The sequence below is a fragment of the Comamonas antarctica genome, assembly GCF_013363755.1.
GTDB lineage: Bacteria > Pseudomonadota > Gammaproteobacteria > Burkholderiales > Burkholderiaceae_C > Comamonas > Comamonas antarctica.
In genome coordinates this window covers 680,957-693,478 of the sequence record NZ_CP054840.1, presented here as the reverse complement: position 1 = coordinate 693,478, position 12,522 = coordinate 680,957, and the positions used below count along the sequence as shown (strand labels likewise).

Sequence of the window (12,522 nt, the reverse complement as noted above, 5' to 3'; positions counted from 1 at the left end):
TGGCGCCGGCATGGGAAAGGGAAAACGCCTCAGGCGATCTTGAAGCGGGCCACCGACTGGCGCAGCTCCTCGGCCATGTGCGACAGCTCGCGCACCTGCTGCGCCGTGCTGCGCGTGCCTTCGCCGGTCTGCTCGGTCACCACGAAGATGTGCTGGATATTGTCGGCCACGCCGTTGGCCAGGTCGGCCTCGCGCGAGGTGGATTGCGAGATCTGCTCGATCAGCTCGGCGAGCCGGCGCGACACGCTGTCGATCTCGCTGAGCGCGGTGCCCGCGGTATCGGACAGCTGCGCGCCCTGCACCACGCCCTGGGTCGAGCGCTCCATGGCCGCGACCGCATCCTGGGTGTCGGTCTGGATGGCCTTCACCAGCACCGAGATCTGCCGCGTCGCATCGGCCGAGCGCTCGGCGAGGCGCTGCACTTCTTCCGCCACGACCGAGAAGCCGCGGCCCGCCTCGCCGGCCGAGGCCGCCTGGATGGCGGCGTTCAGCGCCAGCACGTTGGTCTGCTCGGTGATGTCGGAAATCAGTTCGGTGATTTCGCCGATCTCCTGCGAGGACTCGCCCAGGCGCTTGATGCGCTTGGAGGTGTCCTGGATCTGGTCGCGGATCGAGTTCATGCCGCCAATGGTGTTCTGCACCGCCTTGAGCCCCTGGTCGGCGGCTTGCAGCGACTGGCGCGCCACCGCCGCCGATTCCTGCGCCTGGGCCGAGACCTCGTTGATGCGGGTGGCCATGTCGAGCACCGAGCGGCCGGTCTCGCGGATCTCGCGCAGCTGTTCGGTCGAGGCCGCGAGCAGCTCGGTGGACTTGCTGTCGACCTGGGCCGTGGTCTGCGCCACGCGCGTCGCGGTGTTCTGCACGCTGCCCACCAGCACACGCAATTCCTCGACGGTGTAGTTGACCGAGTCGGCAATCGCGCCGGTGATGTCCTCGGTCACCGTGGCCTCCTGCGTCAGGTCGCCCTCGGCCACCGACTGCAACTCGTTCATCAGCCGCAAGATGGCGGCCTGGTTGGCGTCGTTGACGCGCCGCGCCTCATGCTCCTGGCGGCGCGCATCGCGCTGCTGCAGCTCGGCCGCGCCCTGGCGGTTGCGGCTGTCGGCCAGCTGCACGCGCGAGATGCCCACGCCGCACAGCAGCACGAACAGGCCCAGCAGCGCCAGCAGCGCAAACTGGCCCGCGCCGAGCCCGGCCGTCTCGCGCAGCTGGGTCTGCAGTCCCTCGAGCGCGCGGCGCAGCGCTTCGCTGTCGTTGTTGATCGTGGTCTGGCCCTCGCGCGCGGCCACCAGGCCCTGCAGGTTGCCCAGGATGGCGCTGGCGCCGGTGCGCGTCTGCTCATACAGCGCAATCAAGGCCTGCAGCTGCTCGCGCGTCTGCGCATCGCGCGTCGCGGGCAGGCGCAGTTCGGCGTTGCCGTTGAGCAGGCTTTCGGTGATTTCCTTGAACGAGTTCAGGTCCTTGCCGAGCAGGAACACGGCTTCGGGGCTCACGCCTTCGGCGGTCTGGAATTCATTGGCCGACTTGCCGATGCGCTGGGTCAGCATCACCAGCTGGCCGGCCGCGGAAATCTCGGCCGGCGAGGCGCCCTGCTGCAGCTTGAGCGAGGCCACGGTCTCGGCCACTTCGAGCAGCTCGGACGACTGGCGGTTGACCGCGCGCAGCGCGTCGCCGACCTGCGTCAGCACCTGGCGCTGCGCCAGCACCTTCTGCGCACCGCTCTCGGCGCGTTCCATCAGCGGCGTGATCTCCGCCAGCGCCGGTGCGTACTCGCCGCCCAGCGGCTGCACGCCCAGGCCGGCATCGCCGCCAGCCAGCGCGCGCACGCTGCGCGCCAGCACGCCCGCGCTTTCCTGCACGCCGTCAAAGGCCGGGCCGTTGCCGGTCATGGCCTGCGACGCCGACTTCGCCAGCCGCTGCGACTGCATCAGCGCCTGGCCGTTGGCGGCCAGCTGCTGGGCCGAGCGCTCCGACTGCTGCAGCAGCCAGCCGGCCATCAGCGCCAGCAGCACCACGCCCAGAGCCAGCAGGATCAGCAGGCGGCGCTGCTGCTGCGCCGCGTTGGCGCTGCCCAGCAGCGGCAGCGCCACCCGGTCCGCATCGCGCGGCGGCTCGCCGGCCGCGGCGGCCAGGCTGTTGTCGCCATAGAGGCTCGACGGCGCGGCGCTGTCAGGCAGCTCGTCCTGTGCGGCGCCCCGGCCTTCCGAACGGCGCGCAAACAGGGTTCCAAATTTCTGGGCAAAAGACATGACGCAGCCTCACAGGAGAAAACTCAGGCACGGATATGGAGGAATCCAGGGTCTTGCGCGAGATGGCGCAGGTCGATTTCGCGCCAGTCGTCGCCGGCTTCATCGACATAGGTCGCGCCCAGGTAGGCGGGCGCGTCGGCGGCTGCATCCTGCATGCCGGTGAAATCCTGCGCGCCGCGCAGCCCCAGCAAGCGGTCGACGAGCAGCGCCGCATGCACCTCGAGCGCGGGATTGAACGCCAGCAGGCTGGCATCGGCCAGCGACATCTCGGTGCGCGCCACGTCCTGCCCGAGCAGGCCGGGGAAATCGACCACCGCGGCCAGTGTGCCGCGCAGGTTGGCCACGCCCAGCAGCCAGGGCCGGGTATAGGGCACGCGCAGCACGCCCGACCAGGGAAAGATCTCGCCCGCATGTGCCAGCGGCATCAGGTAGCGGCGGCCGCCGGCCTCGACGGCCAGCCAGCGCGCGCTGGCCACGCCTTCGCTGCGTGCTTGCTGCAGACGCGCGGCCAGCCGCGCATGCAATTGCCTCAGGGCTTCACGGTTTGCCATCGCCGGGTGCTGCTCAGCCGAGCGCGTCGATCTTGGCCTGCAGCTCCGCCGGATCCACGGGTTTGGTGATGTAGGCGCGCGCGCCCTGGCGCAGGCCCCAGACGCGGTCGGTCTCCTGGCTCTTGCTGGTGCACATGATGATCGGCACATCGGCGTACTGCGGATCGCGCGTGATGGCGCGCGTGAGCTGGAAGCCGTTCTGGCCGGGCATGACCACGTCCATCAGGATCAGGTCGGGCTTTTCCTCGGCCAGGCTGCGCAGGGCCTGCTCGCCGTTTTCGGCGCAGCGCACCTGCAGGCCCTTCTTCTGCAGCAGGTCGGTCAGGAACATCAGTTCGGTCTTGGAGTCGTCCACCACCAGCACCTTCTGCACAGCCATCACATCGCTCCTTCGGAAATCTTGCCGAACTGCCGCACGGCCTGCAGCAACTGGTCTTTGGTAAACGGTTTGGTCAGATACTCCTGGCAGCCGACCATGCGGCCCCGGGCCTTGTCGAAGACCCCGTCCTTGGACGAGAGCATGACCACCGGGGTGTCGGAGTAGCGCGCATTGCGCTTGATGATGGCGCAGGTCTGGTAGCCATCGAGCCGGGGCATCAGGATGTCGCAGAAGATCAGCTGCGGCTGGTGGTCGTTGACCTTGGCCAGCGCGTCATAGCCGTCGTCGGCCAGAAGCACTTCATAGCCGCCCTGGCGCAGGAAGATTTCGGCACTGCGCCGGATGGTGTTGCTGTCGTCCACCACCAGCACCTTGATGGGTGCGTCCGCTGTTGTTGTCACTTGAGAATCCTCCCGGTCCGACCATGGCACAGGTGCATCCTGTGCTCAAATTTCAACCATCTCGAAGTCTTCCTTGCGGGCGGCGCATTCTGGACAGGTCCAGTTCATCGGTACGTCTTCCCAGCGCGTCTGCGCGGGAATGCCATGCTCCGGACAGCCCAGCTCCTCGTGGTAAAGCCAGCCGCAGATCAAACACATCCAAGTCTTAGGGTTCGTCACAGCTTAAAGGGCCTTCACATAGAATGCAACGATTGTATCGAGTCATCACCCTGACACATCCAGGCATTGGCGCAGGGGCAAACTAAGGCCCATCATGGCAACCACTCCCACCCCCACTTCCGAGCCGGAAACCGAAGACCTCGAGGTCGCGCAGCCGGTGTGCGTGCTGATCTTCAACGCCAACGACCCCAGCGGCGCGGGGGGCCTCACCGCCGACATCACCACCATTGCCTCGGTCGGCGGCCACCCGCTGGGCGTCGTCACGGGCACCTATGTGCGCGACACCTCGCGCATTTTCGAGCACCACAGCTTTGCCGACGACTGCATCGACGAGCAGGCCCGCGCGGTGCTCCAGGACTTTCCCGTACGCGCGATCAAGGTCGGCTTCGCGGGCAGCCCCGAGAACCTCGCGGTCATCGCCGAGATCTCCTCCGACTACCCCGAGCTGCCCATCATCAGCTACATGCCCGAGCTGTCGTGGTGGAGCGACGACAAGCTCGACCAGTACCTCGATGCGTTCCGCGAACTGGTGCTGCCGCAGACTTCCGTGTTGGTCGGAAACCACAGCACGCTGTGGCGTTGGCTGCTGCCCGACTGGGACGCCAGCCGCAGCCCCAGCGCGCGCGACCTGGCCATCGCCGCCGAGGAAGTCGGCGTGCCCTATGTGCTCGTGACCGGCATTCCGCTGCCCGACCAGTTTCTCGACAACGTGTTGTCGACCCATCACGCGGTGCTGGCCAGCCACCGCTTCGAGATGTTCGACGGTTCGTTCATCGGCGCCGGCGACACCCTGTCGTCGGCGCTCACGGCGCTGGTGGCCAGCGGCAACGACCTGATCAGCGCGACGCAGGAATCGCTCGAATACCTCGACCACAGCCTGGACAACGGCTTTCGCCCCGGCATGGGCCATTTCCTGCCGGACCGCATGTTCTGGGCCCAGCCCGAAGACGATGAACTCGATGCCGAGGCCGCTGACGGCGCCGCCGCGCCCGCGCCCGCCGCCCCCTCCGGCCGCTCGATCAATGAACCAATGCCCCTCGAGGGCTTTGTGATGCCTCCCCATGACACCAAACACTGACCTGAATCTTCCCTTGTTCGAACGCGCCAAGGCCGTGATCCCCGGCGGCGTGAATTCCCCCGTGCGCGCCTTCAACGCCGTCGGCGGCACGCCGCGCTTCGTGCAGCGCGCCCAGGGCGCGTATTTCTGGGATGCCAACGCGCAGCAGTTCACCGACTACATCGGCTCCTGGGGCCCGATGATCCTGGGCCACGGCCATCCCGAAGTGCTGGCCGCGGTGCAGCAGGCCGCGCTCGACGGCTTCAGCTTCGGCGCGCCGACCGAGCGCGAGGTCACGCTGGCCGAGAAGCTGATCGCACTGCTGCCGTCGATGGAAATGGTGCGCCTGGTCAGCTCCGGCACCGAGGCCACGATGAGCGCCATCCGCCTGGCGCGCGGCTTCACCGGCCGCAAGAAGATCATCAAGTTCAACGGCTGCTACCACGGCCACTCCGACGCGCTGCTGGTCAAGGCCGGCTCGGGCCTGGCCACCTTCGGCAATGCCACCAGCGCGGGCGTCACGCTCGAAGCCGTGCAAGACACCCTGGTGCTCGAGTACAACGACATCGCCCAGCTCGAAGAAGCCTTCCAGCTCTACGGCGAGCAGCTGGCCTGCGTGATGATCGAGCCGATTGCCGGCAACATGAACTTCGTGCGCGCCAGCGCAGAGTTCACGCGCCGCATCCGTGAGCTGTGCTCGCAGCATGGCGCGCTGCTGGTCTACGACGAGGTCATGACCGGCTTTCGCGTCGCGCTGGGCTGTGCGCAAAGCGTGTACGCGAAGCAGATCCCCGGTTTCGCGCCCGACATCACGGTGCTGGGCAAGGTGATCGGCGGCGGCATGCCGATGGCCGCGTTCGGCGCGCGCCGCGAGATCATGGAAAAGCTCTCGCCGCTGGGCCCGGTCTACCAGGCCGGCACGCTGTCGGGCAATCCCATCGCCACGGCCTGCGGCCTGAAGACACTGGAGCTCATCAGCCAGCCCGGCTTCCATGACAAGCTGGGCCGCCAGACCGGCCGCCTGATGGCGGGCCTGGCGCAAGCCGCGCACGAAGCCGGCCTGCCCTTCAGCACCGATTACGAAGGCGGGCTGTTCGGCTTCTTCTTCCTGCCCGAACTGCCCACCACCTATGCCGAGGTGATGCGCACCGACGGCCAGCGCTTCAACAAGTTCTACCACGGCATGCTCGAGCGCGGCCACTACTTCGCGCCCGCGCTGTACGAGGCCGGCTTTGTCAGTGCGGCGCATACCGACGCCGACATCGACCAGACCATCGAGGCCGCGCGCGCGGTGTTCAAGACCTTGTAAGGTCGCTCACCGGACCGGCCCCTCGAAGCCCTGCAAGCCCCTGGCTTGCAGGGCTTTTCAATAGCCGGACTCGCCAGCGCCGCACACGCCGACCAGTCCGGCCTTGTCGTGGACCGAGGTATCGAAGATCTCCTCGTAAGGCGCATTCCACAGCCCGCGCGCTGCGCCCACCACGGAACCCAGGAAGAAGCCCACGCACGAACCTGTCTTCACCATGACGGGAAACAGCGGGTCGAGCACAGGATCTTGTACGTATGCCATGACACCTGTGCCAATAAGAGCTGAGTATCCTGCGCCGTGCACAATCTGAGCTATATGCTTGTACGACAGGAAGTACGTCATTCCCCCGACAATTGCACCGCCGGCCGCGCCATATCCACTACCTTGGGTCGCCCCGGCGACCGCGCCCGCAAAACCGCTGAATACGACATTGCCAATATGAGGGAGCGTGCTGACCGCCGCGTCTTTGTGCACGGCATTGCCCGTCGCACAACGGCTTGCCTCCTGCCCTGGGGACCCCTGGCTCTTGACGTGATGGGGCATCTCTTTTTCATGGAAGTGCGCGGGATGACATTGAGGAGCGTTTGCAGTCATGATTCCATTCCAGTCTTCGGTTGTTCCATCGCTTGCATGCGTTGCCGGCACACACTGCCCGCCGCGTATTGCAAACGGCGTGAGCCACGTCTATGCGCCAAGGGCGCAAGATAGGCAAATACTATGTATCATTATTGATAAATAGGTTCCCACTATTTAACGACGAGATTTCAAGCATCCGCCGCCCGACAAATCCCGCACTTTTGTCGTAATGAGAAGCATTCCTTAAAATAGCGATTCGCCGCCACCTCTCCATCGCCGGGTCCACCTTTTCCGCTGAACGCCATGTCCCATTCCCTGTATCCCGATGTGTTCAGCAACAGCTACTCGGCGCTGATCGGGTTTGTCGCCCGGCGCACCGGCAACCGGCAGACGGCGCAGGACCTGGTGCACGACACCTGGCTGCGGCTGGCCGAGCGCGAAGCGCGGCCCCGCGAAGAGAGCCAGGCGGCGTCGCGCGCCTACCTCTACACCGTGGCCGACCACATTGCCATCGACCATCTGCGCCGCGCAGGCCGCACCGCCGAGCGTTTCGATGCCAGCGGCGATATCGATCTGCCGTCGGCGGCCTCGGTACGCGATGTGGCCGAGCGCCACCTGCACCGCGAGGCGCTGGCCGCCGTCGACGCGGCGCTGGCCGCCCTGCCCGCGCGCTGCCGCGCCATCTTCCTTGCCGACCGGCTCGAGGGCATGGCGCATGCGCAGCTGGCGCGGGAGCATGGCGTGTCGGTCAAGACGATCGAGCGCGAAGTGATGCGCGCGCTGGATGCCGTGGAAGCCGCGCTGCTGCGCTGGCGCGGCGAGAGCGCGGCGCCGCGGCGCGGCCGCCGGCGCACGCTGTCGACGCTGCTGGGGCTGGCGGGCATGGGCATGGCGGGCAGCGCCGCCTGGCAGGCCTGGCGCCAGTGGGTGCCCGGCTGGCAATTGGCGTTGGCCACGCGGCGCGGCCAGCAGCTGGAGCACGATCTGCCCGACGGCAGCCGCATCGCGCTCGATGCGCTGGGCCGCGCCGAGCTGCGCTATTACGCGGGCCGCCGCGAGGTGTCCTTGCTGGCCGGCACGGCCTTCTTCAGCGTTGCCTCCGATGCCGCACGGCCGTTTGTCGTCGAGGCACGGGGCGCGCGCGTCACCGTGGTCGGCACGCGCTTCGAGGTGGCCGTGGACGATGACGGCGCGCTGCGCGTGGCTGTCGAGGAGGGCCATGTGCAGGTGCAGGCACCGGGCGCCGCACGGCACGACCTGCATGCGGGCGATGCGCTGCGCTGGTCGCCGGATGCCGGCGTGGAGCGCGCACCGGCCCGGGGCGAGGTGGGGCCCTGGCGCAAGGGCTGGCTGGACTTTCGCGATGTGCCGCTGTCCGAGGCCGTGCAGCGGCTGGCGCGCTACAGCCCGGTGGCGCTGCGCGTCGCGCCCGATGCCGCGGATCTCCCGGTGTTCGGCCGCGTGCGCATTGCCGAAGCCGGCACCTGGCTGCGCCTGCTGCCCTCGAGCCTGCCGGTGACGGTGCGCGATGACGGGCCTGGCGCCGAACGGCGGCTGCTGATTTCACGCCGCTAGCCCAGCTTTCGCAAAAAGCGTGAGGGAACTCGCGCGCCCGTTCGTTTCAACCCTGGAAGCCACGCCAATGCGTGGCCCGTCGCTTCATCACCAGGGTTTCTTCACATGCCATTGCGTTCCTTCCATCCCCGCCGCCACCTGATTGCCGCGGCCATTCTGGCGCTGGCCGCGCCCGCAGCCTGGGCCCAGCCTGCCGCGCCCGCGGCCGCCACCGCCGCGCGTTCCTTCGATATCGCGGCCCAGCCGCTGGACGCGGCGCTGTCCGATCTGGCACGCCAGGCGGGCATGCAGATGCTGGCCGCGCCCGCGCTGCTGCAGGGCCGCACGGCGCCCGCGGTGCGCGGCACGCTGGCGCCCGCCGCGGCGGCCGAGCGCCTGCTGGCCGGAAGCGGCCTGGCCGCGCGCATCGATGGCTCGACGCTGGTGATCGAGCGCGCCGGCCCCACGGCATCGCTGGCCGAAGTGCGCGTCGCGGCGCGCCGCGCCGCCGATGGCACGACCGAAGGCACGGACTCGTACACCAGCCGCGTGACCAGCATCGCGTCGAAGACCGACCAGTCCTTCCGCGAGATTCCGCAGTCGGTGTCGGTGATCACGCGCCGCCAGATCGAAGACCGCCAGATGCTCGACATCCGCGACGCGCTCGCGGCCACGCCCGGCATCACGCGCTCCCAGCCCAACTTCGACTCCAACTACTATTACGCGCGCGGCTTCCAGATCGACAGCATGCAGATCGATGGCGGCGCGCCGCTCAACATCGCCAGCTACACCTACGGCGTGAACCAGAACATGGCGTTCTACGACCGCGTGGAAGTGATGCGCGGCGCGTCCGGCCTGCTCGGCGGCGTGGGCGACCCGGGCGGCATCATCAACGTCGTGCGCAAGAAGCCGCTGGCCGAGCCGCGCTTCATCGTGCAGCAATCCGTGGGCAGCTGGGACGACTACCGCACCATGGTGGACGCCACGGGCCCGCTGGCGCTGGACGGGCGCGTGCGCGGCCGCGCCGTGCTGTCGTACCAGGATTCGGGTTCGTATGTGGACATCAAGCACGCGCGTTCGCCGCAGATCTATGGCGTGATCGAGGCCGACCTCTCACCCGATACGCTGCTCACCGCCGGCCTGACGCGTGCCAATACGAAACTCAAGGGCGTGGGCGGCGGCGACGTGCCGCGCTATGACGATGGCAGCGATATCGGCTTGCCGCGCAGCACCGCGCTGACCCAGCCCTGGGCCACCAGCGAGCAAAAGGTCAGCGAGGTCTTTGCCGGGTTCGAACACCGCTTTGCCAACCGCTGGAAATTCAAGCTCAACGCCACGCGCGCCACCGCCGACTATGACGGCAGCACGGCCTTCGGCTACGGCGCGGTGAACCGCGCGACCGGCGCAGGCTCGACCTGGAACGGCGGCGGCCACTACCTGTACGAGAACCAGCAGACCGTGATCGACGCCAACCTGTCCGGCACGTTCTCGCTCGCCGGCCGCCAGCATGAATTCCTGCTGGGCGTGGACCAGCAGAAGGTGGACAGCTTCTGGAACGTCGGCTACTCCAGTTCGCCCGCATACACCGACGCCATCGACGTGTTCCATCCAGGTGCGTGGAACCCGACGCCGGCCGGCGCGGTCTCGCGCCGCTACAACCCCTGGGGCCAGGAGCAGCGCGGCGGCTACGGCCTGCTGCGCCTGCACCCGACCGACCGCCTGCACGTGATCCTCGGCGCGCGCTATGCGAAATACAAGTTCAACCAGGTGTATGAGAGCCTGGGCGCGGACGGCAGCTGGAGCCTGGCCTCGGGCAGCCGCTTCACCGAGCCCGCCAAGGCCACGCCCTATGGCGGCGTGATCTACGACCTCGACGGCCAATGGTCGGCCTATGTGAGCTATGCATCGATCCTCCAGCCCCAGGCCTTGTCGAAGGCCGGCCCGCCGCCGGGCAACTCGCTGGCCCCGATCAAGGGCAAGAGCTATGAAGCCGGCGTCAAGGGCGAGCTCGCCGACGGCCGCCTGAACGCCACCTTCAGCGTGTTCAATGTCGAGCGCACCGGCACCGCCGTGCTCGACACGCGCTACCCGTCGAACTACGAGGAATGGTCGGGCAACTGCTGCTACCTGCCGCAGGGCAAGGTCACGAGCCGCGGCTTCGACGTGGAGCTGGGCGGTGAAGTGCAGCCGGGCTGGCAGGTGAGCGCGGGCTACACCTATGCCAGCACCAGGGACGAAAGCACCGACACCGCCTACAGCAGCATCACGCCCCGCCATCTGCTCAAGCTGTCGACGGCCTACACGCTGCCGGGCGAGCTGTCGCAGTGGCGCGTGGGCGGCAGCGCCCATGTCCAGAGCAGCCAATACAAGGCCGACACGCTGTACGGCCCCAACTGGACGCCGATCCGCGACTATGACTTCACGCAGGGCGGCTATTCGGTCTGGAACCTGATGCTGCAGTACCGCATCGACCCGCGCTGGACGGTCACGCTCAACGTCAACAACGTGTTCGACAAGGTCTACTACCAGACCCTGGGCTATGCCTCGGGCAGCAACTACTACGGCGCGCCGCGCAATGCGGTGCTGACCCTGCGCGGCCAGTTCTAGGCGCGGTTGGGCGCCAGGCGCGAGTGGCGCGCGCCATAGGCGAAATACACCGCCACGCCCAGCACCAGCCAGACGGCGAAGCGCACCCAGGTGAGCGTCGTCAGGTTGAGCATCAGGTAGAAGCACAGCGCCGCCGACAGCCAGGGCAGCACCGGCACCAGCGGCACGCGGTAGCTGTGGGCCTGCGCCAGGTCGGGACGCTTGCGGCGCAGCAGCGGCACGGCCAGGCTCACCATCACGAAGGCCGACAGCGTGCCGATGTTGATCATTTCCTCCAGCAGGCCCACATTCGTGAAGCCGGCCAGGAAGGCCACGACCACGCCGCACATCAGTTGCAGCCGCACCGGCGTCTTGCGTTTGGCCGAGGTCGTGCCCCAGGCGCGCGGCAGCAGGCCGTCGCGGCACAGCGCCAGCAGCACGCGCGAGGTGCCCATCAGCAGCACCATGACCACCGTGGTCAGCCCGGCCAGCACGCCCACGGCAATCACCTGCGCGGCCCAGTCGGCGCCGACCAGCTGGAAGGCCGTGGACAGCGACGGGTGCTCGGCCTTGGCGAGTTCGGTATAGGGCACCATGCCCGTCAACGCCAGCGTCACCAGGATGTACAGCAGCGTGACCAGCGCCAGGCCGCCGAAGATGCCGCGCGGCAGGTTGCGCTGCGGGTCGCGCACTTCCTCGGCCGAAGTGGCGACGACATCGAAGCCGATGAATGCAAAGAACACCAGCGCCGCGCCCGAGATCACGCCGGTCCAGCCGTATTGGCTCGGCACGGCGCCCGTGAGCCATGACAGCAGCGGCTGTGTCCAGGCACCGGCGCCCACGCCGCCCGGGCCCGCCAGCGGCGGCTGGGACGGCGGCACGAAGGGCGAGAAGTTCGCGGTGTCCATATAGCTGAAGCCGACGGCAATCACGAACAGCGTGATCGCCACCTTGATCAGCGTGAACACGCTGTTGACCCGGGCCGAGACCTGGGTGCCGGCAATCAGCAGCGCGGTGAACACGCTCACGATCAACAGCGGGCCCCAATCCATCGCGACGGAGCCGAGGTAGACCGTGCTCGGCACATGCCAGCCGCCCAGGCTGAACACCGTGCTCAGGTAGATGCCCCAGTACTTGGCGACGACGGCCGCGGCGGCGACCATCTCCAGTAGCAGGTTCCAGCCGATGATCCAGGCCAGGCCCTCGCCCATGGTCAGATAGGTATAGGTGTAGGCGCTGCCCGTGACCGGGATGCTCGATGCGAACTCGGCGTAGCACATCATGGCCAGCGCGCAGGTCATGGCCGCCAGCACGAAGGAGAAGATCACCGCCGGGCCGGCAAAGCTGCCCGCGGCGCGTGCGCCGACCGAGAAGATGCCGGCGCCGACGGCCACCGCGACGCCCAGGATCATCAGGTCAAAGACGCCCAGGCTGCGCTTGAGCTGGCGCCCGGGTTCGTCGGAATCGGCCACGGCCTGTTCCAGGGATTTGATTCTGAGCCACTGCATGCGCGTCCTTTGCCGGTGCCGGCCGGCGCCGTGAAAAATGCGCAAGCATAGTGACTCGCACATTCCCACACAGGAGAAATGCGTCATTTCCGAAAAAAGCGTTGGTTTTCTGCGCGGGGTTTGCAACCGCCCG

Annotated in this window: 11 protein-coding genes; 4 read left to right on the top strand and 7 right to left on the bottom strand. The window is 67.7% G+C overall.

Annotated features, from left to right (window positions below; translation table 11 throughout):
- Positions 1-29 precede the first annotated feature (29 nt).
- The 5 genes from HUK68_RS03250 to HUK68_RS03230 are packed head-to-tail and all read right to left on the bottom strand — an operon-like array spanning position 30 to position 3,778.
- Positions 30-2,249 (bottom strand): methyl-accepting chemotaxis protein, encoded by a 2,220-nt coding sequence (locus HUK68_RS03250; protein ID WP_175502897.1) that lies wholly within the window; start codon positions 2,247-2,249, stop codon positions 30-32.
- A 23-nt stretch (positions 2,250-2,272) separates the two neighbouring features.
- Positions 2,273-2,800 (bottom strand): chemotaxis protein CheW, encoded by a 528-nt coding sequence (locus HUK68_RS03245; RefSeq protein WP_175502896.1) that lies wholly within the window; start codon positions 2,798-2,800, stop codon positions 2,273-2,275.
- A gap of 13 nt (positions 2,801-2,813) precedes the next feature.
- Positions 2,814-3,179 (bottom strand): response regulator, encoded by a 366-nt coding sequence (locus HUK68_RS03240; protein WP_175502895.1) that lies wholly within the window; start codon positions 3,177-3,179, stop codon positions 2,814-2,816.
- Positions 3,179-3,580 (bottom strand): response regulator, encoded by a 402-nt coding sequence (locus HUK68_RS03235; RefSeq protein ID WP_175502894.1) that lies wholly within the window; start codon positions 3,578-3,580, stop codon positions 3,179-3,181. The genes HUK68_RS03240 and HUK68_RS03235 overlap by 1 nt, the downstream gene beginning before the upstream one ends.
- 45 nt (positions 3,581-3,625) lie before the next feature.
- Positions 3,626-3,778 carry a rubredoxin gene (locus tag HUK68_RS03230; RefSeq protein ID WP_159911299.1) on the bottom strand — a complete coding sequence of 51 codons (153 nt, stop codon included), beginning with the start codon at positions 3,776-3,778 and terminating at the stop codon, positions 3,626-3,628.
- Positions 3,779-3,893: 115 nt separating this feature from the next.
- Between HUK68_RS03230 and thiD the strand changes: the two genes are divergently transcribed.
- Entirely contained in the window at positions 3,894-4,877 is a 984-nt protein-coding gene (thiD, locus tag HUK68_RS03225; RefSeq protein ID WP_175502893.1) for a bifunctional hydroxymethylpyrimidine kinase/phosphomethylpyrimidine kinase, read from the top strand.
- Positions 4,861-6,165, top strand: coding sequence for a glutamate-1-semialdehyde 2,1-aminomutase (gene hemL, locus HUK68_RS03220; RefSeq protein ID WP_175502892.1), 1,305 nt, complete (start codon positions 4,861-4,863; stop codon positions 6,163-6,165). The genes thiD and hemL overlap by 17 nt, the downstream gene beginning before the upstream one ends.
- 57 nt (positions 6,166-6,222) lie before the next feature.
- Here hemL and HUK68_RS03215 read toward each other — a convergent pair whose 3' ends face one another.
- On the bottom strand, positions 6,223-6,759 hold the full coding sequence (locus HUK68_RS03215) for a hypothetical protein (RefSeq protein ID WP_175502891.1): 537 nt from the start codon (positions 6,757-6,759) through the stop codon (positions 6,223-6,225).
- A gap of 285 nt (positions 6,760-7,044) precedes the next feature.
- Between HUK68_RS03215 and HUK68_RS03210 the strand changes: the two genes are divergently transcribed.
- Both HUK68_RS03210 and HUK68_RS03205 read left to right on the top strand, forming a co-directional pair.
- The gene (locus HUK68_RS03210; RefSeq protein WP_175502890.1) at positions 7,045-8,316 is read left to right on the top strand and encodes a sigma-70 family RNA polymerase sigma factor; all 1,272 of its coding nucleotides are present in this window, start codon (positions 7,045-7,047) and stop codon (positions 8,314-8,316) included.
- A 105-nt stretch (positions 8,317-8,421) separates the two neighbouring features.
- A complete protein-coding gene (locus HUK68_RS03205; RefSeq protein WP_175502889.1) occupies positions 8,422-10,902 on the top strand; it encodes a TonB-dependent siderophore receptor in 2,481 nt (826 codons plus the stop codon).
- On the opposite strand, the gene HUK68_RS03200 is transcribed toward HUK68_RS03205, so the two are convergent.
- Positions 10,899-12,389: an amino acid permease gene (locus HUK68_RS03200; protein WP_175502888.1), complete on the bottom strand. Its 1,491-nt coding sequence runs from the start codon at positions 12,387-12,389 to the stop codon at positions 10,899-10,901. The two genes, HUK68_RS03205 and HUK68_RS03200, sit on opposite strands and share 4 nt — an antisense overlap.
- Positions 12,390-12,522 lie beyond the last annotated feature (133 nt).

Bases quoted from the DNA above. Each gene is read 5' to 3' on its own strand.
- thiD (WP_175502893.1), top strand. From the start codon at position 3,894: ATGGCAACCACTCCCACCCCCACTTCCGAGCCGGAAACCGAAGACCTC.
- HUK68_RS03250 (WP_175502897.1), bottom strand. From the start codon at position 2,249: ATGTCTTTTGCCCAGAAATTTGGAACCCTGTTTGCGCGCCGTTCGGAA.
- HUK68_RS03240 (WP_175502895.1), bottom strand. From the start codon at position 3,179: ATGGCTGTGCAGAAGGTGCTGGTGGTGGACGACTCCAAGACCGAACTG.
- HUK68_RS03230 (WP_159911299.1), bottom strand. From the start codon at position 3,778: ATGTGTTTGATCTGCGGCTGGCTTTACCACGAGGAGCTGGGCTGTCCG.
- HUK68_RS03205 (WP_175502889.1), top strand. From the start codon at position 8,422: ATGCCATTGCGTTCCTTCCATCCCCGCCGCCACCTGATTGCCGCGGCC.
- HUK68_RS03215 (WP_175502891.1), bottom strand. From the start codon at position 6,759: ATGACTGCAAACGCTCCTCAATGTCATCCCGCGCACTTCCATGAAAAA.
- HUK68_RS03210 (WP_175502890.1), top strand. From the start codon at position 7,045: ATGTCCCATTCCCTGTATCCCGATGTGTTCAGCAACAGCTACTCGGCG.
- HUK68_RS03245 (WP_175502896.1), bottom strand. From the start codon at position 2,800: ATGGCAAACCGTGAAGCCCTGAGGCAATTGCATGCGCGGCTGGCCGCG.
- hemL (WP_175502892.1), top strand. From the start codon at position 4,861: ATGACACCAAACACTGACCTGAATCTTCCCTTGTTCGAACGCGCCAAG.
- HUK68_RS03200 (WP_175502888.1), bottom strand. From the start codon at position 12,389: ATGCAGTGGCTCAGAATCAAATCCCTGGAACAGGCCGTGGCCGATTCC.